This window comes from Kineococcus aridisoli (assembly GCF_050871885.1).
In the GTDB taxonomy this organism is placed as follows: Bacteria; Actinomycetota; Actinomycetes; order Actinomycetales; family Kineococcaceae; genus Kineococcus.
The window spans coordinates 1-23,268 of the sequence record NZ_JBJLSF010000077.1; the positions used below are offsets into that span (position 1 = coordinate 1).

The 23,268-nt window shown below is 74.7% G+C and carries 21 protein-coding genes; 2 read left to right on the forward strand and 19 right to left on the reverse strand.

Going from position 1 to position 23,268, the window contains the following annotated elements; translation table 11 throughout:
• Window positions 1-123: 123 nt before the first annotated feature.
• Window positions 124-441, forward strand: a complete 318-nt coding sequence (locus ACRYM2_RS17790; RefSeq protein WP_432523769.1) for a hypothetical protein — start codon at window positions 124-126, stop codon at window positions 439-441.
• A gap of 41 nt (window positions 442-482) precedes the next feature.
• Here the strand turns inward: ACRYM2_RS17790 and ACRYM2_RS17795 are convergent, their stop codons facing one another.
• The 19 genes from ACRYM2_RS17795 to pyrR all read right to left on the reverse strand — a co-directional run bounded on the left by ACRYM2_RS17795 (window position 483) and on the right by pyrR (window position 22,429).
• On the reverse strand, window positions 483-1,493 hold the full coding sequence (locus tag ACRYM2_RS17795) for an aldo/keto reductase family protein (protein ID WP_432523770.1): 1,011 nt from the start codon (window positions 1,491-1,493) through the stop codon (window positions 483-485).
• Window positions 1,494-1,576: 83 nt separating this feature from the next.
• A complete protein-coding gene (locus ACRYM2_RS17800; RefSeq protein ID WP_432523771.1) occupies window positions 1,577-3,643 on the reverse strand; it encodes a primosomal protein N' in 2,067 nt (688 codons plus the stop codon).
• Window positions 3,644-3,711: 68 nt separating this feature from the next.
• On the reverse strand, window positions 3,712-4,914 hold the full coding sequence (gene metK, locus ACRYM2_RS17805; RefSeq protein WP_432523772.1) for a methionine adenosyltransferase: 1,203 nt from the start codon (window positions 4,912-4,914) through the stop codon (window positions 3,712-3,714).
• The gene (coaBC, locus tag ACRYM2_RS17810) at window positions 4,911-6,203 is read right to left on the reverse strand and encodes a bifunctional phosphopantothenoylcysteine decarboxylase/phosphopantothenate--cysteine ligase CoaBC (RefSeq protein WP_432523773.1); all 1,293 of its coding nucleotides are present in this window, start codon (window positions 6,201-6,203) and stop codon (window positions 4,911-4,913) included. The genes metK and coaBC overlap by 4 nt, the downstream gene beginning before the upstream one ends.
• A gap of 10 nt (window positions 6,204-6,213) precedes the next feature.
• Window positions 6,214-6,477 carry a DNA-directed RNA polymerase subunit omega gene (rpoZ, locus tag ACRYM2_RS17815; RefSeq protein ID WP_166616645.1) on the reverse strand — a complete coding sequence of 88 codons (264 nt, stop codon included), beginning with the start codon at window positions 6,475-6,477 and terminating at the stop codon, window positions 6,214-6,216.
• Between the two features lie 63 nt (window positions 6,478-6,540).
• Complete coding sequence (gene gmk / locus ACRYM2_RS17820; protein WP_432523786.1) at window positions 6,541-7,080, reverse strand: guanylate kinase; 540 nt, start codon at window positions 7,078-7,080, stop codon at window positions 6,541-6,543.
• Between the two features lie 65 nt (window positions 7,081-7,145).
• Window positions 7,146-7,475: an integration host factor, actinobacterial type gene (gene mihF / locus ACRYM2_RS17825; RefSeq protein WP_166616646.1), complete on the reverse strand. Its 330-nt coding sequence runs from the start codon at window positions 7,473-7,475 to the stop codon at window positions 7,146-7,148.
• Between the two features lie 168 nt (window positions 7,476-7,643).
• Entirely contained in the window at window positions 7,644-8,738 is a 1,095-nt protein-coding gene (locus ACRYM2_RS17830) for an ABC transporter ATP-binding protein (protein WP_432523774.1), read from the reverse strand.
• A complete protein-coding gene (locus ACRYM2_RS17835; protein WP_432523775.1) occupies window positions 8,738-9,724 on the reverse strand; it encodes an ABC transporter ATP-binding protein in 987 nt (328 codons plus the stop codon). Before ACRYM2_RS17835 ends, ACRYM2_RS17830 begins: the two co-directional genes overlap by 1 nt.
• A 5-nt stretch (window positions 9,725-9,729) precedes the next feature.
• Window positions 9,730-10,653 carry an ABC transporter permease gene (locus tag ACRYM2_RS17840; protein WP_432523776.1) on the reverse strand — a complete coding sequence of 308 codons (924 nt, stop codon included), beginning with the start codon at window positions 10,651-10,653 and terminating at the stop codon, window positions 9,730-9,732.
• Window positions 10,650-11,654: an ABC transporter permease gene (locus ACRYM2_RS17845; protein ID WP_432523777.1), complete on the reverse strand. Its 1,005-nt coding sequence runs from the start codon at window positions 11,652-11,654 to the stop codon at window positions 10,650-10,652. Before ACRYM2_RS17845 ends, ACRYM2_RS17840 begins: the two co-directional genes overlap by 4 nt.
• A 37-nt stretch (window positions 11,655-11,691) precedes the next feature.
• Window positions 11,692-13,410 carry an ABC transporter substrate-binding protein gene (locus ACRYM2_RS17850; protein ID WP_432523778.1) on the reverse strand — a complete coding sequence of 573 codons (1,719 nt, stop codon included), beginning with the start codon at window positions 13,408-13,410 and terminating at the stop codon, window positions 11,692-11,694.
• A gap of 271 nt (window positions 13,411-13,681) precedes the next feature.
• Window positions 13,682-14,539, reverse strand: a complete 858-nt coding sequence (pyrF, locus tag ACRYM2_RS17855) for an orotidine-5'-phosphate decarboxylase (RefSeq protein WP_432523779.1) — start codon at window positions 14,537-14,539, stop codon at window positions 13,682-13,684.
• Window positions 14,536-17,841, reverse strand: a complete 3,306-nt coding sequence (carB, locus tag ACRYM2_RS17860) for a carbamoyl-phosphate synthase large subunit (RefSeq protein WP_432523780.1) — start codon at window positions 17,839-17,841, stop codon at window positions 14,536-14,538. The genes pyrF and carB overlap by 4 nt, the downstream gene beginning before the upstream one ends.
• The gene (gene carA / locus ACRYM2_RS17865; RefSeq protein ID WP_432523781.1) at window positions 17,841-19,034 is read right to left on the reverse strand and encodes a glutamine-hydrolyzing carbamoyl-phosphate synthase small subunit; all 1,194 of its coding nucleotides are present in this window, start codon (window positions 19,032-19,034) and stop codon (window positions 17,841-17,843) included. The genes carB and carA overlap by 1 nt, the downstream gene beginning before the upstream one ends.
• On the reverse strand, window positions 19,031-19,576 hold the full coding sequence (locus tag ACRYM2_RS17870; RefSeq protein WP_432523782.1) for a PH-like domain-containing protein: 546 nt from the start codon (window positions 19,574-19,576) through the stop codon (window positions 19,031-19,033). Before ACRYM2_RS17870 ends, carA begins: the two co-directional genes overlap by 4 nt.
• Complete coding sequence (locus ACRYM2_RS17875) at window positions 19,573-20,877, reverse strand: dihydroorotase (protein WP_432523783.1); 1,305 nt, start codon at window positions 20,875-20,877, stop codon at window positions 19,573-19,575. The genes ACRYM2_RS17870 and ACRYM2_RS17875 overlap by 4 nt, the downstream gene beginning before the upstream one ends.
• A complete protein-coding gene (locus ACRYM2_RS17880) occupies window positions 20,874-21,833 on the reverse strand; it encodes an aspartate carbamoyltransferase catalytic subunit (RefSeq protein WP_432523784.1) in 960 nt (319 codons plus the stop codon). Before ACRYM2_RS17880 ends, ACRYM2_RS17875 begins: the two co-directional genes overlap by 4 nt.
• Entirely contained in the window at window positions 21,833-22,429 is a 597-nt protein-coding gene (pyrR, locus tag ACRYM2_RS17885) for a bifunctional pyr operon transcriptional regulator/uracil phosphoribosyltransferase PyrR (RefSeq protein WP_432523785.1), read from the reverse strand. Before pyrR ends, ACRYM2_RS17880 begins: the two co-directional genes overlap by 1 nt.
• A 276-nt stretch (window positions 22,430-22,705) precedes the next feature.
• Between pyrR and bldD the strand changes: the two genes are divergently transcribed.
• The gene (gene bldD / locus ACRYM2_RS17890) at window positions 22,706-23,200 is read left to right on the forward strand and encodes a transcriptional regulator BldD (protein WP_106206055.1); all 495 of its coding nucleotides are present in this window, start codon (window positions 22,706-22,708) and stop codon (window positions 23,198-23,200) included.
• Window positions 23,201-23,268 lie beyond the last annotated feature (68 nt).

Consider the following 23,268-nt stretch of genomic DNA (forward strand, 5'->3'; position numbering starts at 1 on the left):
GAGCCACCACCCGTGACGGGTGGTGGCTCCGCGTGGTCCTGCTCCCCCTCGCGGGGGAGGCGGCTGCGACGGGCGGGTGAGCGGCGCACCACCGCGGCCCCCGCGCCGGTCGAGGCTGCCGGGGTGCGTCTCGGGAACAGCTGCTGCCTGCTCACCACCGGTGCGGTCCTGGCCTTCGCCGTCCACCTCGACCTCGAGGTCGTCGACGTGAGGGCGGTGGGCTGGATCCTCATGCTCTCGGCCGTGCTCGGCGCCGCCGCCGAGCTCGTGCTGCGCGGCCCGCGCACCCGCGCGGTGCCGGCGGTGCGGGCGGTCGCCCCCCGTCCCGCCGCGGCGGTGCCGCCGCGGGGCTCCGGGGACCGGCGCGGCTCGCTGGCCCCGTGGTCGGCGTGGGAGACCCGGGCCTTCACCCCGGTGCCGCGCCCCGACCGGGAGTCCTGAGCCCCGGTGTCCCGCGGGCCCTGCGGGACACCGGGCCGCTCTCAGACCTCGCGCTGCTTGGGCGAGCTCTCCAGCGTCCTGGCCGGGTCCCGCTCGACGACGTCGCCGAGGACCTCGTCGATGCGCGCGAGCGCCTCGGCGGGGATCGTCCTGCCGGCGGCGCCGGCGTTGTCGCGCACCTGCTCGGGCCGGGAGGCGCCGATGATCGCGGTGGCCACGTTGTCGTTCTGCAGCACCCACGCCACCGCGAGCTGGGCCATGGACATCCCCAGGTCGGCGGCGACCGGCTTCAGCTCCTGCACGCGGGAGAGGACGTCGTCGCGCATCCAGCGCTCGATCATCTTCGCGCCGCCCTTGGCGTCGGTGGCGCGCGAGCCCTCCGGCGGCTTCCCGCCGGGCGCGTACTTGCCGGTGAGCACGCCCTGGGCGATGGGCGACCAGACGACCTGGGAGATCCCCAGCTCGCGGGAGGTCGGGACGACCTCGCCCTCGATGACCCGCCACAGCATCGAGTACTGCGGCTGGTTGGAGATGAGCTGGAAGCCCAGCTGCCCGGCCAGCTCGTGCCCGGCGCGCAGCTGCTCGGCCGTCCACTCGCTGACGCCCACGTAGAGGACCTTGCCCGCCCGCACGAGGTCGGCGAACGCCTGCATCGTCTCCTCCAGCGGCGTCGCGTAGTCGTAGCGGTGCGCCTGGTAGAGGTCGATGTGGTCGGTGCCCAGCCGGCGCAGCGATCCCTCGCACGCCTCCAGGACGTGCTTGCGCGACAGGCCGGTGTCGTTGGGGCCCTTGGGCCCGATGGGGCCGAAGACCTTGGTGAGGATCTCCAGCGACTCGCGCCGCTGGCCCTTCAGGGCCGCGCCCAGGACGGTCTCGGCGGCGGTGTTGGCGTAGACGTCGGCGGTGTCGAAGGTGGTGATGCCCACCTCCAGCGCCTCCCGCACGCAGGCCAGGGCGGCCTCGTTCTCCACCTGGGAGCCGTGGGTGAGCCAGTTGCCGTAGGTGATCTCGGAGATCTTCAGGCCGGAGCGGCCGAGGTGTCGGTGTTCCACGCCTCCGATGCTTCCCCCGACCCGGCCCGCGCGCCCGTCGGGAGCGTCCCGCCGCTCCCCCGGCCGCTCCCCCGCCGCCCCGCTCAGCCGATCTGCAGGGGGTCCACCCGCACCCGCACCACCGGCAGCTTGCGCACGCTGCGCCCGGCGACGACGTCCTTGAGCCCCGCCGCCAGCGCCGCGGAGCGCTCGCGCGGCACCCGCAGCACGGTGCGCACCGCGGGCGCCTGCCCGGGGCGCTCGGGCACCGGGATGGGGCCGAGCACCCGCAGCCCCTCCAGCGGCGGCAGGGCCTCGACGAAGGCGTCGACGTCGGGGACGGCGCCGATGAGTCCGGCGAAGCGGGCCGCGGGCGGCAGGTCCAGCTCGCGGCGCTGGGCCAGCTCCCGCTCGGCGAACCCGGCCGGGTCCCAGCGCACCAGCGCCTGCACGGCCGGCACCTGCGGGTCGGCGACGACGACGACCGCGCCACCGGCCGAGGCCGGCCGCACCAGCGCCGCCGCCGAGGTCCAGCGGCGGAACGCCTCCTCCTGGGCGCGCAGGTCCGGGCGGGCCAGCAGCGCCCACCCGTCCAGCAGCAGCGCCGCCGCGTACCCGCCCTCCTGCCCGCCCTCCTGCCGCCCGCCCTCCCGCTGCCCGCGCGCCCCCTCGGCGACGGGTTCGACGACGGGTTCGGCGCCGGGGGTGCAGATGACCAGCGAGGGCAGCGCCGGGACGGTGTCCAGCACGCGGGAGCCGCCGGAGGTGCGCACGTCGACACCGGGGAAGGCGCGGCCCAGCTCCTCGGCGGTGCGGCGCGCACCGGTGACGACGGCGCGGAAGCGCCCGTCCCCGCAGTTCGGGCACGCCCAGTCGGTGGCGGGCCGCCCGCACCAGCGGCAGGCGGCGCGCTCACCGGCGTCCGGCAGCGCCAGCGGGCCGTGGCAGGAGGTGCAGCGGGCCGGTTCCCGGCAGGTCTGGCACGCCAGCGTCGGCACGTAGCCGGTGCGCGGGACCTGCACGAGCACGGGTCCGCGGCGCACCGCCTCGCGCAGCACCCGCCAGCCGTCGCCGGGCAGCCGGGCGGCGGCGGCCAGCGGGTCCTGGGCGTCCGGGCCGGTGGTGCCGGCGACGAGCACGCGCGGGGAGCGGGCGCGCACCACCTCCCGGCCGGCGACGACGGCGCGCGCCCAGCCGGACTCCAGCAGCAGCTGCCCCTCGGCGGTGCGCACCCGCCCCGCGAGCAGGGCGGCCGCGCCGGTCTGCTGCGCGCGCAGCACCGCGACCTCCCGCGCGTGCGGGTAGGGCGCGCGCTGCTCGGCGTGCGAGTCGTCGCCGTCGTCGAGGACGGCGACCAGGCCGAGGTTGGGCAGCGGGGCGAACACCGCCGCGCGGGTGCCCGCGACGATGCGGGCGCGGCCGGTGAGGGCCTCGCAGAAGGCGGTGTAGCGGGCGGCGGGACCGGCCTCGGCCTCCAGGCGCACCCAGCCGCCCTCGGGCACCCGCCGCGCCAGCGCACCCGCCAGCCGGTCCAGGTCGCGGTGGTCGGGCACGACGAGCAGGGCGGTGCGCCCGGAGGCCAGCGCGGCGCGCGCGGCGACGGCGAGCGCCTCGAAGGGGTCGGTGCCGGGCGCGAACGTGGCCACCGCGCGCGGGGAGCCGCCACCGGCGACGTGGGCCAGGAAGGCCGGGCCCGCGGCGTGCCGCTCCCAGCCGGCGGTGTCCGCGGCCGGCTGCAGCCGCTCGTGCACGACGGGCTCGGCGCGCAGGACGGCCTCCTCGGCGCCGGCGTGCCGGCCGGGCACGGCCAGGCGCACCACGTCGGACAGCGTCCCGGCGTACTCCTGCGCCACCTGCCGGCACAGCTCCAGCACCTGCGGGCTGAGCACCGGCAGCCCGGAGACCACCCGGCGCAGCCGGGCCAGGCGGCCGGGGTGGTCGCTGGCGGCCAGCCGCTCCAGGACGAAGCCCTCCGCGTCGGTGCCGGCGAACGGCACGCGCACCAGCCGGCCGGGTTCGGCGGTGTGCTCCATCGACGCCGGGACGAGGTAGTCGAAGGGGCGGTCCAGGTGCGGCAGCTGCGTGGTGACGAGCACGCGGGCGACGGGGTCGGAGCCGGCCAGGCCCTCCAGCGCCTTCTTCGGCCGCGCCCGCTTCGCGGCCTCCTTCACGGCGGCCTGCGCGCCGGCCTGCGCGCCGGCCGGCTCCTCCAGCGGGGGCCGGCCGTCGTCGGGGGTGCTCAGGAACCCGTCGCGGCGCGCAGCGCGTCCACCCGGTCGGTGCGCTCCCAGGTGAAGGAGGGCAGCTCCCGGCCGAAGTGCCCGTACGCCGCGGTCGGCGCGTAGATCGGCTGCAGCAGGTCCAGGTCGCGCACGATGGCGGCCGGGCGCAGGTCGAAGACCTCGCGGATGGCGTGCTCGATGCGCGCCAGGGCCACCCGCTCGGTGCCGAAGGTCTCCACGTACAGGCCCACGGGGTGCGCCTTGCCGATGGCGTAGGCGACCTGCACCTCGCAGCGCGTGGCCAGGCCCGCGGCGACGACGTTCTTGGCGACCCAGCGCATCGCGTACGCGGCGGAGCGGTCCACCTTGGAGGGGTCCTTGCCGGAGAAGGCGCCGCCGCCGTGGCGGGCCATGCCGCCGTAGGTGTCCACGATGATCTTGCGGCCGGTGAGGCCGGCGTCGCCCATCGGGCCGCCGATCTCGAAGCGGCCGGTGGGGTTGACCAGCAGCCGGATGTCGGAGGTGTCGAGGTCCAGCCCCTCCAGGACGGGCTCGATGACGTGCCGGCGCACGTCGGGGGTGAGCGTCTTGACGAGGTCGACGTCGGGCTCGTGCTGGGTGGAGAGCACGACGGTGTCCAGGGTGGCGGCCTTGTCGCCGTCGTAGCCGATGGTCACCTGCGTCTTGCCGTCCGGGCGCAGGTAGGGCACCTCACCGGTCTTGCGCACCTCGCTCAGGCGCTGCGACAGCCGGTGCGCGAGGTGGATGGGCAGCGGCATCAGCTCGGGGGTGTCGTCGCAGGCGTAGCCGAACATCAGGCCCTGGTCGCCGGCGCCCTGCAGGTCCAGCGGGTCCGCGCCGCCGCCGGCCTGGCGGTTCTCCCACGCCTCGTCGACGCCCTGGGCGATGTCGGGCGACTGCGAGCCGATGCTCACCTCGACGCCGCAGGTGCGCCCGTCGAAGCCCTTGGCGGAGGAGTCGTAGCCGATGCCCAGCAGCGTCTGGCGCACGATGGTCGGGATGTCGGCGTAGGCCTCGGTGGTCACCTCGCCGGCGACGTGGACCAGCCCGGTGGTCACCATCGTCTCCACCGCGACGCGGCTGCGCGGGTCCTGCGCGAGCAGCGCGTCGAGGACGCCGTCGGAGATCTGGTCGCAGATCTTGTCGGGGTGACCTTCCGTGACCGACTCGGAGGTGAACAGGCGCAGCGGGGTGGTCACGGGGCTCCAGTCTGGGGAGGGGTCGGGGCGCTCGCCGCCGGCGTGCCGGGAGCGGGCGCCAGCATAGGCACCACGGCGTCCAGGACGGCGTCGGCGACCACGTCCTTGCTCGCCTCGGGCACCTCGCGCTCGCCGCCGTCGGCGCTCAGCAGGACGACGGCGTTGGTCGCGGTCGCGAACCCCCTGCCCTCGCCGACCTCGTTGAGCACGAGCAGGTCGCAGCCCTTGCGGGCCAGCTTGGCGCGGCCGTGCTCGAGGACGGTGCCGCTCGCGTCGCCGGTCTCGGCGGCGAAGCCGACCAGCACCGGCGAGCGGGCGCCGGCGCGGGCGGCCACGAGCGAGGCGAGGACGTCGGGGTTGCGCTCGAGCACGACGACCGGGTCCTCGGCCGGGTCGTCGGTCTTCTTGATCTTCGCGGCGCTGCGGGTGGCGGGCCGGAAGTCGGCGACGGCGGCCGCCATGACGACGGCGTCGGCCTCGCCGGCGTGCTGCTGCACGGCCTGCGCCAGCTCACGGGCGGTGCCGACTGCCACGAGCCGCACGCCGGCCGGGGCCGGCACCTCCAGGTGGGCGGCGACGAGGACGACGTCGGCGCCCCGGGCCGCGGCCGCGGCGGCCAGGGCGACGCCCTGCCGGCCGGAGGAGCGGTTGCCGAGGAAGCGCACCGGGTCCAGCGGTTCGCGGGTGCCGCCGGCGGAGACGACGACGCGGCGCCCGGCCAGGTCGCGGCGGCGGGCGCCGGAGCCGAGCAGCCGCCGGCAGGCGGCGGCGACCTCGGCCGGCTCGGGCATGCGGCCGGGGCCGGTGTCGGCGCCGGTCAGCCGCCCGGAGGCCGGCTCCAGCACGGTGGCGCCGCGCGAGCGCAGCAGCGCGACGTTGTCCTGCACGGCCGGGTGCAGCCACATCTCGGTGTGCATCGCGGGCACCAGCAGCACCGGGCAGGTGGCCGTGAGCAGCACGTTGGTCAGCAGGTCGTCGGCCAGGCCGTGCGCGGCGCGCGCCAGCAGGTCGGCCGTCGCCGGCGCCACGACGACGAGGTCGGCGTGCCGTCCCAGCCGCACGTGCGGCACCTCGTCGGCGCGGCTCCACACGTCGGTGGCCACCGGCTTGCCGGACAGCGCCTCCCAGGTGGCGCGGCCGACGAAGTGCTCGGAGGCCGCCGTGGGCACGACGGTGACCTCGTGCCCGGACTCGGACAGCTCGCGCAGCAGCAGCGCGGCCTTGTAGGCCGCGATGCCGCCGGCGACCCCGAGGACGACCCGGGGCCGGGGGGTGGTGCCTCCGCTCACCGCGCGCGCGTCACTGCTCGATGGGCTCGGAGGTCAGCAGCCCCTCGTTGATCTCGCGCATGGCCACCGACAGGGCCTTCTCCTGCACGTGGGTCTCGACGAGCGGGCCGACGTACTCCAGCAGGCCCTCGCCGAGCTGGGAGTAGTAGGCGTTGATCTGCCGGGCGCGCTTGGCCGCGTAGATGACCAGCGCGTACTTGGAGTCGGCAGCCGTCAGCAGGTCGTCGATGGGCGGGTTGGTGATGCCCTCGGGCGACGCGACGGTTCCAGCCACGGTGTGTCTCCTCGGTTCGGTGTGCGGTGCTCCGCGGGCCGGTGGGCCCGGTCGGACGGCCCGTCAGGAGGCGGGCAGACCCATCCATCCTACGAGCTCGTCGGTCGCGCGCCGGACGTCGTCGTTGTAGATGGTCACGTCGAACTCCGGTTCGGCCGCCAGCTCGACGCGCGCGGTCGCCAGCCGGCGCTCGCGCTCCTCCTCGGTCTCGGTCCCGCGGCCCACCAGCCGGCGCACCAGCTCCTCCCAGCTGGGCGGGGCGAGGAAGACGAAGCGCGCCTGGGGCATCGCCGCGCGCACCTGCCGCGCGCCGGCGAGGTCGATCTCCAGCAGCGCGGGGCGCCCGGAGGCCAGGACCTCCTCGACGGGGCGGCGGGGGGTGCCGTAGCGGTGCCGGCCGTGCACGCGGGCCCACTCCAGCAGCTCCCCGCGCTCGACGTAGCCGTCGAAGACCTCCTCGGTCACGAAGTGGTAGTGCACGCCGTCGACCTCACCGGGCCGCTGCGGGCGGGTGGTGGCCGAGACCGAGATCCACACCTGCGGGTAGCGCCGGCGCAGGTCGGCGGAGACGGTGCCCTTGCCGACGGCGGTGGGGCCGGCCAGGACGGTGAGCCGGGCCGGCTCGCCCCCAGGCTGCGCCGGGGGTCCTGCGGGGGACTGCGAGGTGCTCAGGACGCGCTCCCGGCCGTGCCGAAGCGGTCGACGAGCGCGGCGATCTGGTGCGCGCCCAGGCCCCGCACGCGCCGCGACTCCGAGATCCCGATCTCCTCCATGATCTGGCGGGCGCGGACCTTGCCGACGTTGGGCAGGGACTCCAGCAGCGCCGAGACCTTCATCTTGCCGAGGACCTCGTTCTCCTGGCCCTCCTTGATGACCTCCTCCAGGCTCCCGCCGGCGTACTTGAGGCGGTTCTTCACCTCGGCCCGTTCACGACGGGCGGCGGCCGCCTTCTCGAGCGCAGCGGCGCGCTGTTCGGCGGTCAGGGGCGGCAGAGCCACGGTCTCACCTCGGTTGGTCCCACGGGGGTTCGTCCGCTCGGGCAGCGGATCGGTGGAGCATCACGGTTTCGCAGAACCTAGCGACCCACCTGCACCAGCGGCAACGGCGGGGGTCCTCCGCCGCCGCGGGCCCGGGGGCCGGGCGCGGCGGGGGGACGGGCCTGCTCCTCAGGCCGCCGGGGCGGCCGAGCGGGCGGACTCGCGCGGCTGCAGGCGGCCCGCCTCGATGTCCTCGGCCCAGTGGCAGGCCACCTTCTGCGTCGGCGGGTGCCCGTCCACGACCCGCAGCAGCGGGCGCTCGTCGGCGCAGCGGGTGGGCTGCACCCAGGGGCAGCGGGTGCGGAAGCGGCAGCCCGAGGGCGGGTCCGCCGGGCTGGGCAGGTCGCCGGTGAGCAGGATCCGCTCCCGGCCCGCCTCGGCGACGGGGTCGGGCACCGGCGCCGCCGACAGCAGCGCCCGCGTGTAGGGGTGCAGCGGCCGCGCGTACAGCCCGGAGCTGGTGCCCTCCTCCACGAGCGCGCCCAGGTACATGACGCCCACGGTGCTCGAGACGTGCTTGACGACCGCGAGGTCGTGGGCGATGACGAGGTAGGTCAGGCCCAGGTCGCGCTGCAGCTCCTCCAGCAGCACGAGCACCTGCGCCTGCACGGACACGTCGAGGGCGGAGACGGGCTCGTCGGCCACCAGCAGGTCGGGGTCCAGCACGAGCGCGCGGGCGATGCCCACGCGCTGGCGCTGACCGCCGGAGAACTCGTGCGGGTACTTGGCCCCCGCGCCCGAGGGCAGCCCGACGCGGTCCAGCAGCCCGCGCACCCGCGCCCGCCACGCCGACGGGCCGCCCTCCACCCGGTGCACCGCGAGCGGTTCGAGCAGGGCGCTCTCGACGGTCTGGCGCGGGTCCAGGCTGGCCAGCGGGTCCTGGAAGACCATCTGCATCCGGCGGCGCTCGCGGCGCAGCTGCTCGCCGCCGAGCGCCAGCAGGTCGGTGCCGCCGATCGTCACCGACCCCGCGGTGGGTTCGGTCAGGCGCAGCACCGCCCGCCCGAGGGTGGACTTGCCGCAGCCGGACTCCCCGACGAGGCCGTAGGTGGTGCCGCGGGGGACGTCGAGGTCGACGCCGTCGACGGCCCGCACGGCGCCGACGGTGCGCTGCAGGATCCCGGTCCTGATCGGGTAGTGCACCTCCAGACCGCGCACCGACAGCAGCGGGGCGTCGGCGCCCGCGCCGGGGGCTGCCGCCTTCGCGGATCGGGCTCCCGCCATCACGCCACCTCCACGGGGGTTCCGGCCGGGTGCACGCACCGCGCCGTGTGCTCGGGCCGCGGCCCGCTGAGTTCGATGTCGGGGACCCGGCAGGCCTGGTCGGCGTGCGCGCAGCGCGGGGCGAAGGCGCAGCCGACCTCCCAGGCCAGCCGGTCGTTGACCGATCCGCGCACCGGGTGCAGCGGGGTCCCCTCGGGGGCGTCCACGCGCGGCACCGCCGCGAGCAGGCCCTGCGTGTAGCGGTGCCGGGGCGCGGCGAACAGCTCCGCGCGCGGGGCGGACTCCACGACGCGCCCGGCGTACAGGACGTTGACGCGGTCGCAGGTGCCGGCGACGACGCCGAGGTCGTGGGTGATGAGGACCATCGCCGTGCCCGACTCGCGCACCAGCGTGGTGAGCAGGTCCAGCACCTGCGCCTGGATCGTCACGTCCAGCGCCGTCGTGGGCTCGTCGGCGATGATCAGGCGCGGCGAGCAGGCCAGGGCGATCGCGATGAGCACGCGCTGGCGCATGCCGCCGGAGAGCTGGTGCGGGAACTCCCCCGCCCGCCGGCGCGGGTCGGGGATGCCGACCCGCCCGAGCAGTTCCACGGCCTCCTTCTTCGCCGCGGCGCGGTCGAGGTCGGTGTGCGCGCGCAGCACCTCGGTGATCTGCCGACCCAGGGTGAGGACCGGGTTCAGCGAGGTCATGGGGTCCTGGAAGACCATCGCCAGGTCGCGGCCGCGGCGGCGGGCGAGCTCGGCCGGCGGCAGGGCCAGCAGGTCGGTGCCGTCGAAGCGCACCGATCCGCTGACCCGCGTGCCGCGCCGCGGCAGCAGGCCCATGACCGCCAGCGAGGTGACGGACTTGCCGCAGCCGGACTCCCCGACCAGGCCGACGACCTCGCCGGCGTCCACGGAGAACGACACCCCGTCCACGGCCGTCGTGGCGGGTTGCCCCTTGCGCTGGAAGCGGACCCTCAGGTCCTCGACGTCGAGCAGGCTCACTCAGGTCACCGTCCGCTGCGGGGGTCGAGGGCTTCGCGCAGGGCCTCGCCGAGCAGGGTGAAACCCAGCGCGGTCACGGCGATGGCGATGCCCGGGTACAGCGCCAGCCACGGCGCCTGGTCGAGGCGGTCCTGGGCGGTGACGAGCATCCGCCCCCACTCGGCGACGGCGGGGTTCGGGTCGCCGAGGCCGAGGAAGCTCAGCGCCGCGACCTCGATGACGGCCGTCGCCAGCGTCAGCGTCGCCTGCACGAGCACCGGTCCCAGGGAGTTGGGCAGCATGTGCCCGACGACGATGCGCCGCTGGCGCAGGCCCAGCGACTTCAGCGCGACGACGTAGTCCTGCCCGCGCTGGGCCAGCAGCGAGGCGCGCAGCAGCCGGGCGAAGATCGGCACCTGGGCCGCCGAGATCGCCAGCATGATCGAGACCGGGCTGCGGCCGAGCAGCGCGGCCACGCTCACCGCCAGCAGCAGCGAGGGGATGGACAGCAGCACGTCGACCACGCGCATGACCACGGTGTCGACCCAGCCGCCGATCCCGCCGGCGAGGACGCCGAGCAGGGCCCCGACGGCCAGGCCGACGGCGGTGGAGACCACGCCGATGACCAGCGAGGAGCGCGCGCCGTAGATCAGCTGCGTCAGCAGGTCCGAGCCGTAGGAGTCCAGGCCGAGGGGGTGCTCGTCGCTGGGGCCGGGCACCGAGGTGGGCGTCACCTGCCCGAACCACTCCGAGGTCGCCGGCCGGTAGGGCGCCAGCAGCGGCGCGAGCACCGCCACGAGCACGAACGCCAGCACGACGAGCGCCCCGACGATCCCGGCGGGGTTGCGGCGCAGCCGCCGCCACGCCGAGCGCCACGGGCCGACGCCCCCGCCGCCGGTGGCCTCCGCCGGCGGCGGCGCTTGCGGGGTCAGCGCGTCCAGCGCCGTCATGACACCCTCACCCTCGGGTCGATGACCCCGTAGCTGATGTCGACGACGAGGTTCACCAGCGCGTAGACGACGGCGATGAAGAGGATGAACCCCTGCAGCACCGGGTAGTCCAGCTGGGTCACCGCGTCGAACAGGTAGCTGCCGATGCCGTTGATGGAGAACACCGTCTCGGTGAGCACCGCCCCCGACAGCAGCGCCCCCGCCTGCAGGCCCAGCGTCGTCGACACCGGCAGCAGCGCGTTGCGCAGCACGTGGCGGCGGCTGATGACCGCGCGGGAGAGGCCCTTGGCCTCGGCCGTGCGCACGTGGTCGTCGGAGAGCACGTCGAGCACCGAGGCACGGGTGATGCGCACGATGATGGCCAGCGGGATCGAGCCGAGCGCGATCGCCGGCAGCACCAGGTGCACCAGGGCGTCCCAGGAGGCGTCCCACTCGCGGGTGAGCAGCCCGTCCAGGACGTAGAAGTTCGTCACGTGCGTGGCGTCGATGCGCGCGTCCTGGCGCCCGGAGGTGGGGAACAGGCCGAGCTGGATCGCCAGCAGGTACTTCAGCAGCACGGCGAGGAAGAACACCGGCACCACGACGCCGAGCAGCGAACCGCCGACGACGAGGTTGTCCAGCCAGCCGCCGCGCCGGCGGGCGGCGAGGTAGCCCAGCGGGATGCCCAGCACGATCGCGAGCACCAGCGCGGCGAGCGAGAGCTCGATGGTCGCGGGGAAGCGCTCGAAGAACGTGGTGACCACCGGTTCGCCGGTGTTGATCGAGGCGCCGAAGTCACCGCGCACGATCTGGCCGAGGTAGGTGACGTACTGCTGCCACACCGGCTGGTCGAAGCCGTAGCGCTCGTTGACGGCGGCGATGCCCGCGGGCGTCGCCTTCTCCCCCAGCAGGGCGCGGGCCGGGTCGCCGGGCAGCGCGCGCACCCAGGCGAACAGCAGCAGGGACAGGCCGAAGAGGACGAGCACCAGCAGGGCGAGGCGGCGCACGACGAGCGTCAGCACGCCGCACCGCCCTGCCGGTGCCGCGAGGGTTCGGGCATCAGGCGTCGGCGACCGTGACGGTGTTCCACACCTCGTCCTGGACCGGGCTCGCGGTGTAGCCGTCGACGCCCGCCGCGAACGCCAGCGAGGGCACGGGGCTGGCGATCGGGACACCCGGCAGCAGCGTCATGATCTGCTCGTTGATGTCCTGGTAGGCGGTCTCCTGCTCCTGCTCGCTGGTCACCGTGCGAGCGGCGGCCAGCGCCTCGAACAGACCGGGGTCGTTGAAGCCCCACTCGTTGGTCTGCGCGCCGAAGAAGACGCCGATGAAGTTGTCCGGGTCGTTGTAGTCGCCGGTCCAGCCGAGCAGGTGCAGGCCGTGGTTCGCGCCGCCCTGCACGGTGTCCAGGTAGTTGGGGCTCCACTGCTCGGCCACCGGGGTGACGGTGATGCCGGCCGCGGACAGCTGCTGGGAGATGGCGTTGTAGATCGTCTCCGGGTTGGGCATGTACGGCCGGGAGACGCCCGTCGGGTAGTTGAACGGGATCGTCAGGTTGGCCTGCCCCGCCTCGGCGAGCAGCGACTTGGCGCGGTCGACGTCGTACTCGTACGTCGTGACGTCCTCGTTGTAGCCGATGACGTTGCTCGGCATGAACTGGGTGGCGACCTCGGTGCCCTCGGGCAGCGCGTTCTTGACGACCGCCTCCTTGTCGATCGCGTGGGCGATCGCCTGCCGCACCTTGAGGTCGTTCAGCGGCGGCAGGGCCTGGTTGATGCCCAGGTAGAGGATGTTGAAGGCGGGGCGGTTCTGGATCTGGAAGCCGTCGCCCTCGAGCGTGGCCACGTCCGCCGGGGCGACGAGGTCGTAGCCGTCGATGTCGCCGTTCTGCAGCGCCTGGCGGCGCGCGGCGCCGTCGGAGATGAACCGGACGACGGCCGTGGCGACCTTCGCCTTCTCGCCCCAGTAGTCCTCGTTGCGCTTGAGCGTGATCTGCTGACCGCGCTCCCAGGAGTCGAAGACGAACGGGCCGGTGCCCACCGGGCCGCCGGTGGCGTAGGCGCTCTGGCGCGGGTCGCTGCCGTCGGCGCCGTTGCCGCCGCCGGCCTCGACGGCCCCGGTCTCCTGCATCGCGAAGGCGGGCAGCGTGAGGGCGGCGAGGAACCCGGCGAAGGGGGCGGTGAGGTTCACCGTGACGGTGCCGTCGGGGTTCGCGGTCGAGCCCGCGTACAGCGAGGTGGTCAGCTGCGGGTCGTCGTTGGTCTTGAAGCCGCGGAAGATCGAGCGGTAGTAGTACGCCAGGTCCTCGCCCTGGGCGATGCCGCGCAGGTTGTACCAGCGCTCGAAGTTGGCCACGACGGCGGCGGCGTCGAAGGGCTTGCCGTTGGAGAAGGTGACCCCCTCCTGCAGCGTGAAGGTGTAGCTGAGGCCGTCGTCGGAGGAGGTCCACTCCGTGGCCAGCGACGGGGCGAGCTCGGTGGTGCCGGGCTCGGTGGAGACCAGGCCCTCGAAGATCTGCCGGCTGACGCGGAAGGTCTCCCCGTCGGAGGCGAACGCCGGGTCGAGGGAGTCGGGGTCGGACGCCCCGCCGAAGACGAAGGTGTCGTGGGTGCTGCCGCCGCCCTCGCCGCTGCCCTGCTCGTCGTCGCGCTCGCTCTCGGCGCAGGCGCCGAGGGTGGCCAGGCCCGCCGCCGCCACGGAGGCGATGGTGAAGGCACGGCGGGTGGGGTGCTGCTCAGCCGCGCGCTCGGGCGACTTCTCGTGCATCTCGGGCGACATCTGCGTCCTCGTTCCGGCTCCGGTCCAGCTTCCAGCGGTGGTCGTGCTCGGTCGTGCGCTGGCAGACGCTAGGCGATGGCGAAGTGCTTCCCAAATCCGCCCGGCCCTCGTCACACAGTTGTTACAGAAGGCCGATCAGGTGAGTCCTGCCTCACCTGGGCCTCCGGCACTGCGCAATCTGCCCAACCACGCCCTCCACCCGCTCGCCGCGCCGTCGCGGCGGATCCATCCTGGCCCGCCCGCCGGCCGGCCGCGAGCCGCCGCGCGGGAGTCAGTCGCCGAGGGCGGCGCGCAGCGCGTCCGCGGAGCGGCGGGCCGCCCCGCGCAGCGCGGCGGCGTCCGGGCCCGCCTGCAGCACCTCGCGGGAGCTGGCGGCCAGCACGAGCCGGCGGGCGTCGCCGAAGACCCGCCGCAGGTCCTCCGCGGTCGCGCCCTGGGCCCCGATCCCGGGCGCCAGCAGCGGGCCGTTGACCGCGGCCAGGTCGATGCCCAGGTCGGTGACGGCGCTGCCGGTGGTGGCGCCGACGACGAGGCCGACGTCACCGGACGGCCGGGCGCCGGCGTTCTCGGCGGCCGCCGCCTCTGCGACGGCGCGGGCCACCGACCGGCCGTCGGCACCGGCGGCGTGCTGGACGGCGGCGCCCTCGGGGTTGGAGGTGAGGGCCAGCACGAACACCCCGCGCCCGTGGGCGGCGGCCACGTCCAGGACCGGGCGCAGCGAGCCGAAGCCCAGGTACGGGGAGACGGTCACGGCGTCCCCCGCCAGCGGGGAGTCGCCGGCGAAGGCGTCGGCGTAGGCGGCCATCGTGGAGCCGATGTCACCGCGCTTGGCGTCGACGATCGTCAGCAGCCCCGCGGCGCGGGCGTCGGCGACCACCCGCTCCAGGGCTGCCACGCCCCGCGAGCCGTGCCGCTCGAAGAAGGCCGCCTGCGGCTTGACGCAGGCCACGTGCCCGGCGAGCGCCTCGACGACGGTGCGCCCGAAGCGCTCCACGCCGGCGGCGTCGTCGGGCAGGCCCCAGGCCGCCAGCAGCGGCGGGTGCGGGTCGATGCCCGCGCACAGCGGACCGTGCGCGGCGACCGCCGCCGCCAGGCGCGCGCCGAAGCGCGCGCCCGCGGCGTCGCTCACGCCCGGAACCCGTCCCACGCCGCGGCCAGGACCGCGGTGTGCTCCTGCAGGGAGGCGACGTTCAGGCCGCCGCCGGCGCGCTGGGCCTCGATGGCCTGCACGGCGGCCGACAGCTCCTGCACCGTGGTGATGATGGGCGCCCCCACGGCGGTCGCCGCGGCGCGGATCTCGTAACCGTCGGCGCGGGCCAGGTGGCCGGAGGGGGTGTTGACGACCATCGCCACCTCACCGGCGCCGATGCGCCCGACGATCGTCGGCTCGCCGTCCTCGCTGGTGCCCTGCGACAGCTTGCGCACCACCGTGGACGGGATGCCGTTGCGCCGCAGCACGTCGGCGGTCCCCTGGGTGGCCAGCAGGGTGAAGCCGAGGTCGGCCAGCCGCTTGACCGGGAAGATCATCGCGCGCTTGTCGCGGTCGGCGACGGAGATGAACGCCGTGCCCCGCACCGGCAGGCCGCCGTAGGCGGCGGTCTGCGACTTGCCGAACGCCGTCGGGAAGTCGACGTCGATGCCCATGACCTCACCGGTGGAGCGCATCTCCGGCCCGAGCAGGGAGTCCACGACCTGCCCGTCGGCGGTGCGGAAGCGGGCGAAGGGCAGCACGGCCTCCTTCACCGACACCGGCGCCTCCACCGGCAGCACCCCCCCGTCGCCGCGGGCGGGCAGCAGCCCCTCCGCGCGCAGCTGGCGGATGGGCGTGCCCGCCATCAACCGGGCCGCGGCCTTGGCCAGCGGCACGCCGGTGGCCTTGGAGACGAACGGGACGGTGCGCGAGGCGCGCGGGTTGGCCTCCAGGACGTAGAGGATGTCCGCGGCCAGGGCGAACTGGACGTTGAGCAGCCCCCGCACCCCGACACCGCGGGCGATCGCCTCGGTCGCGGTGCGCACGCGCTCCAGCTCCGCGCGCCCCAGCGTGGCCGGCGGGATGACGCACGCGGAGTCGCCGGAGTGGATGCCGGCCTCCTCGATGTGCTCCATGATCCCGCCGAGGTACATCTCCTCGCCGTCGAAGAGGGCGTCGACGTCGATCTCCACGGCGTCGTCGAGGAAGCGGTCGACGAGGACGGGGCGCTCGGGCGAGACCTCCGTCGCCGTCGCCATGTACTCCTCCAGGCTCGGCTCGTCGTAGACGATCTGCATGCCGCGACCGCCGAGGACGTAGCTGGGCCGCACCAGGACCGGGTAGCCGATCCCGGCGGCGATGGCCCGGGCCTCCGGGAAGGAGGCCGCGGTGCCGTGCTTGGGGGCCACCAGCCCGGCCTGCTCCAGCACGCGGCCGAAGGCCCCGCGCTCCTCGGCGAGGTCGATGGCCTGCGGGGAGGTGCCGATGACCGGGACCCCGGCCTCGGCCAGCGCCGCCGCCAGCCCCAGCGGGGTCTGCCCGCCCAGCTGGACGATGACGCCGGCGACCGGACCGCAGCGCGTCTCGGCGTCCACGACCTCCAGGACGTCCTCGAGCGTCAGCGGCTCGAAGTACAGCCGGTCGGAGGTGTCGTAGTCGGTGGAGACCGTCTCCGGGTTGCAGTTGACCATGACGGTCTCGAAGCCGGCCTCGCGCAGCGCGAAGCTGGCGTGCACGCAGGAGTAGTCGAACTCGACGCCCTGGCCGATGCGGTTGGGGCCCGAGCCGAGGATGACGATGGCCGGCTTCTCGCGCGGGCGGGTCTCGTCCTCCTCGTCGTAGCTGGAGTAGTGGTACGGCGTGCTGGCCGCGAACTCGGCGGCGCAGGTGTCGACGGTCTTGTAGACCGGCCGCACCCCCAGGGCGTGGCGCACCCCGCGCACCACGGCCTCCGGCAGGTGCCGCAGCTCGCCGATCTGCGCGTCGGAGAACCCGTGCCGCTTGGCGTGGCGCAGCAGCTCCGGGGTCAGCTCGTCGGACTCGCGGACCTCGACGGCGATCTCGTCGATGAGGAAGAGCTGGTCCAGGAACCAGGGGTCGATCCTCGTGGACTCGAACAGCTCCTCGGGGGTGGCGCCGGCGCGGATGGCCTGCATGACCAGCCCGATGCGCTCGTCGGTGGGACGGGCCGCGCGGCGCAGCAGGTCGGCCCGGTCCCCCGGGTCGCCCACCCAGCTGAAGGAGGCACCGCGCTTCTCGGTGCTGCGCAGGGCCTTCTGCAGGGCCTCGGTGAAGTTGCGCCCCAGGGCCATCGCCTCGCCGACGCTCTTCATCGTCGTGGTGAGCGTGGTGTCGGCGGCGGGGAACTTCTCGAAGGCGAAGCGCGGGACCTTGACGACGACGTAGTCCAGCGTCGGCTCGAAGCTGGCGGGCGTGGAGCGGGTGATGTCGTTGGGGATCTCGTCGAGGGTGTAGCCCACGGCCAGGCGCGCGGCGATCTTGGCGATCGGGAACCCGGTGGCCTTGGAGGCCAGCGCCGAGGAGCGCGAGACCCGCGGGTTCATCTCGATGACGATGATGCGCCCGTCGGCGGGGTTGACCGCGAACTGGATGTTGCAGCCGCCGGTGTCCACGCCGACCTCGCGGATGACGGCGATGCCGATGTCGCGCATCCGCTGGTACTCGCGGTCGGTGAGGGTCATCGCCGGCGCGACGGTGATGGAGTCGCCGGTGTGCACGCCCATCGGGTCGAAGTTCTCGATCGAGCAGACGACCACGACGTTGTCGGCGCGGTCGCGCATGAGCTCGAGCTCGTACTCCTTCCACCCCAGGATCGACTCCTCCAGGAGGACCTCGGTGACCGGGGAGTGGTGCAGGCCCTGCCCGGCGATGCGGCGCAGGTCCTGCTCGTCGTAGGCGAAGCCGGAGCCCAGCCCGCCCATGGTGAAGCTGGGGCGCACGACGACGGGGTAGCCGAGGTCGCCGGCCGCGGCCAGGACCTCCTCCATCGAGTGGCACAGGTGGCTGCGGGCGGACTCGGCGCCGCAGCGCTCGACGACGCCCTTGAACAGCAGCCGGTCCTCGCCGAGCTTGATGGCGTCGACGTCGGCGCCGATGAGCTCGACGCCGTGCTCGGCCAGCACCCCGGACTCGAACAGCGCGATCGCGGTGTTCAGCGCGGTCTGCCCGCCCAGGGTGGCCAGCAGCGCGTCGGGCTTCTCCTTGGCGATGATCGCCTCGACGGTGGCGGGGGTGATGGGCTCGACGTAGGTGGCGTCGGCCATCTCCGGGTCCGTCATGATCGTCGCCGGGTTGGAGTTGACCAGGACCACGCGCAGGCCCTCGGCCTTGAGCACCCGGCACGCCTGGGTGCCGGAGTAGTCGAACTCCGCGGCCTGGCCGATGACGATGGGGCCGGAGCCGATGACGAGGACCGAGGAGATGTCGGACCGGCGGGGCATCAGGCGTTCTCCTCGGTGGTGTCGGTGGCGCCGGTCGTGTCGACGAGCTGCGCGGCGGGGGTGCCGCTCATGAGGTCGACGAACCGGTCGAACAGGTAGCCGGCGTCGTGCGGGCCGGCGGCGGCCTCGGGGTGGTACTGCACGCTGAAGGCGGGGACGTCCAGGCAGCGCAGCCCCTCCACCACGCCGTCGTTGAGCCCGACGTGGCTGACCTCGGCGCGCCCGTAGGGGGTGTCGCGGACCTCGCCGGCCCTGCCGTCGACGGCGAAGCCGTGGTTGTGCGCGGTCACCTCGACCTTGCGGGTGGCCAGGTCCATGACGGGCTGGTTGATCCCGCGGTGGCCGTACTTGAGCTTGTAGGTGCCGTAGCCCAGCGCGCGGCCCAGCAGCTGGTTGCCGTAGCAGATGCCGAAGAAGGGGATCCTGCGCTCCAGCACCCCCTGCAGCACCTCGATCTCGTGCGTGGCGGCGGCCGGGTCGCCGGGGCCGTTGGAGAAGAACACCCCGTCGGGGGCGGAGCCGTCCGGGCCGGCGGCCAGGACCTGCTCCAGCGAGGCGGTGGAGGGCAGCACGGTCACCTCGACGCCGCGCTCGGCCAGGCGCTGCGGGGTCATCGACTTGATGCCCAGGTCCACGGCCGCGACCGAGAAGCGGCGCTCGCCGACGGCGGGCACGACGTAGGCCTCGGGCGTGGAGACCAGGGAGGCCAGGTCGGTGCCCTCCATCGCGGGGGCGCTGCGCACCGCCTCCAGCAGCTCGGCCTCGCCGCGGGCGGCAGCCGGCCCGGAGAAGACGCCGACCCTCATGGCGCCGCGCTCGCGCAGGTGCCGGGTCAGCGCCCGGGTGTCGACGCCGGAGATGCCGACGACGCCCTGCGCGTCGAGCTCCTCGGCCAGGGTGCGCCGCGAGCGCCAGCTCGAGGGGATGCGCGCGGGGTCGCGCACGACGTAGCCGGCGACCCAGATGCGCGAGGACTCCTGGTCCTCGTCGTTGTAGCCGGTGTTGCCCACGTGCGGGGCCGTCATGACGACCACCTGACGGTGGTAGCTGGGGTCGGTGAGGGTCTCCTGGTAGCCGGTCATGCCGGTGGAGAAGACTGCCTCGCCGACGGTCTCGCCGACGCGGCCGTAGGCCTCGCCGCGGAACGTCCGGCCGTCCTCCAGGACGAGCACTGCGGGGACGCGGGCGCTCACCGCTCACCTCCGGGGTCGTTGGGGTTGTCCTTGTCGTTCTCGACCGCGCGTCGCCTCTCGCGCAGCAGGTCCTCCACCTGGGCGGCGAACCGGGGGCCGTCCGCGGCGCGCCGGGGCTTCACCCCGGTGTCGACGACGCGGCCGCCGAGCTTCCAGCGCAGGACGAGCAGGCCGTCTCCCCTGCCCATCCACTTGCCGACCATGCCCGGGCCGTGCCCGACGCCGACGACGTCGGCGAGCGGGACCACGAACGAGCGGGCGCCCTCGCGCAGGAAGCCGATGCCCTCGGGCAGGAACCCGACGGCGACGGCGCTGCGGGTGCCCAGGCCGTGGGCGGCGATGCGGTCCAGGGAGTTCTCCGCGTCGGTCGTGGAGACGTAGACGCCCTCCACGGCCTCGCGCATCGCCTTCCAGTCCCGCGAGCCGATCGGGCGGGGCAGTTCCTGGCGCTGGCGCAGCGCGCGCCCGCGGTAGCCCATGAACATCATCCGCCACAGCAGCAGCAGCACCAGGACGAGGAGGACCACCGCGAGGACCCTCATGCGCCGGCGCTCCCGCCCGGGCGGGAGCCGGAGGCGGTGGCGCGCCCGCGCAGGTACGTCGCCACGACCCGGCCGGGCAGCTGCATGCCCCGGAAGGGGGAGTTGCGCCCGGCGGTGGCCATCGCGGCCGGGTCGACCTCCCAGCGGGCGGCCGGGTCCAGCAGGACGAGGTTGGCGGGGCTGCCCGCCACCAGCGGCCGGCCGTGCCCGTCCAGGCGGCCGATGCGGGCCGGGGCGGTCGACATGCGGTCGGCGACCTGCGCCCAGTCCAGCAGCCCGGTGTCCACCATCGCGTGCTGGACCACCGACAGCGCGGTCTCCAGGCCGGTCATGCCCATCGCCGCGGCGGCCCACTCGCAGTCCTTGGCCTCCACCGGGTGCGGGGCGTGGTCGGTGGCGACGACGTCGATGGTGCCGTCGGCCAGGCCCTCGCGGACCGCCTCGACGTCGGCCTGCGTGCGCAGCGGCGGGTTGACCTTGTAGACGGGGTCGTAGCCGCGCACGAGCTCGTCGGTGAGCAGCAGGTGGTGCGGGGTGACCTCGGCGGTGACCTGCACCCCGCGCTGCTTGGCCCACCGGACGATCTCGACGGAGCCCGCGGTCGACAGGTGGCACACGTGCAGCCGGGAGCCGACGTGGTCGGCGAGCAGCACGTCGCGGGCGATGACCGCCTCCTCGGCGACGCTGGGCCAGCCGCGCAGCCCGAGGACCGCGGAGACGGTGCCCTCGTTCATCTGCGCGCCCTCGGTCAGCCGCGGTTCCTGGGCGTGCTGGGCGATCACCCCGTCGAAGGCCTTGACGTACTCCAGCGCGCGGCGCATGAGGACGGCGTCGGAGACGCAGTGACCGTCGTCGGAGAAGACCCGCACGCCCGCGGCGGAGTCGGCCATCGCGCCGAGCTCGGCCAGCTGCTCGCCGCGCAGGCCCACCGTCACGGCGCCGACCGGGCGCACGTCGGCGTGGCCGGCCGCCTCGCCGAGGCGCTGGACCTGCTCGACGACGCCGGCGGTGTCGGCCACGGGGAAGGTGTTGGCCATCGCGAACACCGCGGTGTAGCCGCCCAGGGCCGCGGCGCGGGTGCCGGACTCGACGGTCTCGGCGTCCTCGCGGCCGGGTTCGCGCAGGTGGGTGTGCAGGTCGACCAGGCCGGGCAGGGCGATGAGCCCGGCGGCGTCGACGACCTCGGCGCCCTCGGCGCTCAGCCCCTGCCCGACGGCGGCGATCTCGCCGTCGCGCAGCAGCAGGTCGGTCGGCTCGCCGCCGAGCGGCCGCGCCTGCCTGATCAGGGTGGTGGTGCTCACGCGTCCCCTCCCGGGAGCTCGCCGGCCAGCAACAGGTACAGCACCGCCATGCGCACCGCGACGCCGTTGCCGACCTGCTCGACGATGGTGGAGCGGGCCGAGTCCGCGGCGTCGGCGGAGATCTCCAGCCCGCGGTTCATCGGGCCGGGGTGCATGACGATCGTCCGCGCGCCCAGCGCGGCCAGGCGCTGGCGGCCCAGGCCGTAGCGGCGGCTGTACTCGCGCGCGGAGGGGAAGAACGAGCCCTTCGAGGCGTCCATCCGCTCGGCCTGCACGCGCAGCATCATCACCGCGTCGGGGGCGACGGCGGCCAGGGCGGCGTCGAGGTCGTGCGAGACCGCGCACGGCCAGGCCTCGACCCCGACGGGCAGCAGCGTCGGCGGGGCCACGAGCGTGACGTGCGCGCCGAGGGTGTGCAGCAGCAGCACGTTGGAGCGCGCCACCCGCGAGTGCAGGACGTCGCCGACGACGACCACGCGGACCCCGTCCAGGTCCCCGGTGCCGCCGCGCAGGTGCTTGCGCATCGTGTACGCGTCCAGCAGCGCCTGGGTGGGGTGCTCGTGGGTGCCGTCGCCGGCGTTGACGACGGCGCCGCGCGTCCAGCCCGCGTGCGCGAGGCGGTGCGGGGCGCCCGAGGCGCCGTGGCGGACGACGACCGCGTCGGCGCCCATGGCCTCCAGGGTCAGGGCGGTGTCCTTCAGGCTCTCGCCCTTGGAGACGCTGGAGCCCTTGGCGGAGAAGTTGATGACGTCGGCCGACAGCCGCTTGGCCGCGGCCTCGAAGGAGGTGCGGGTGCGGGTGGAGTCCTCGAAGAAGAGGTTGACCACGGTGCGCCCGCGCAGCGTGGGCAGCTTCTTGATCTCCCGGCGCTGGGTGGCGGCCATCTCCTCGGCCACGTCCAGCACCCGCACGGCGGCGGCGGCGTCGAGGTCGGCCGCGGACAGCAGGTGGCGCATCACCGGCTCCCCCCGCCGGTGCCGCCGGCGCCGCCGGCGGTGATGACGACCGCGTCGCGGCCGTCGAGCTCCTCCAGCAGCACGCGCACGCGCTCGCTGGAGGAGGTGGGCAGGTTCTTACCGACGTGGTCGGCGCGGATCGGCAGCTCGCGGTGGCCGCGGTCGACGAGGACGGCCAGGCGCACCACCCGGGGGCGGCCGAAGTCGTTGAGCGCGTCCAGCGCGGCGCGGATCGTGCGCCCGGAGTAGAGGACGTCGTCGACGAGCACGACGACCTTGTCGTCGATGCCGCCCGGCGGCAGCTCGGTCGGCGACAGCTCGCGGGTGGGGTGCCGGCGCAGGTCGTCGCGGTACATCGTGATGTCCAGCGCACCGGCGGGCACGTGCGAGCCCTCGACCTCGGTCAGGCGCTGGGCCAGCCGGCGCGCCAGCGGCACGCCGCGGCGCGGGATGCCGAGCAGGACGAGGTCGTCCGCTCCCTTGTTGCTCTCCAGCAGCTCGTGCGCGATGCGCGTCACGGCCCGCTGGACGTCGGCTCCCTCGAGGAGCACCCGGCCCTGCTCGGGCGGGTCTGCCTGGTCCTGGGCAGCACTCACAGCGACCTCCTTCCCCGCCTCACGGGACGGATCCTTAAAGGACGTCTGCACCGCCGGAGCGCCCGTGGGGACGGGCGCGGCGGGCACTCCGACCCTACAGGAGGGGCCACCGGCCGGCGGCGAGGGGTCGGACCGGTCCCACCGCTGTCGTTGTGGGGTCAAGCGCTCACAAGGAGTAATGCCCGTGGTGCCGAGAGGGTGGAGATTCCAAAGAAGAGGGTGCAGGACGGCAGGTCAGCTTGACGAAGGTGTTCACGCTCCGTGACGATTCTCGGCATGGCATCGGACTACTCCCGCGCACTCGGATCGCGCCTCCGCGCGATCCGTACTCAACAGGGGCTGTCCCTGCACGGCGTCGAAGAGAAGTCCGAGGGACGGTGGAAGGCCGTCGTCGTCGGGTCCTACGAACGCGGCGACCGTGCGGTGACCGTCCAGCGGCTCGCTGAGCTCGCGGACTTCTACGGGGTCCCCGTCTCGGCACTGCTCCCCGAGGGCGCCCCGCAGGGCAGCTCCGAGCCGCCGCCGCGGCTCGTGCTCGACCTCGAGCGCCTCCAGGAGGTGCCCGCCGAGAAGGCCGGCCCCCTCGACCGCTACGCGAAGACCATCCAGTCCCAGCGCGGCGACTACAACGGCCGGGTCCTGTCGATCCGCGCCGACGACCTGCGCACGCTGGCCGTCATCTACGACGTGCCGGCCACGACCCTGTGCGACGAGTTCATCGCCTGGGGCGTGCTCAACGCCGACGCCCGGCGGGCCGTCGAGCACGGCTGACGCGCCGGACAGCACCCACGACGACGGCCCGGTCCCCGAGAGGGGGCCGGGCCGTCGTGCTGCGCGGG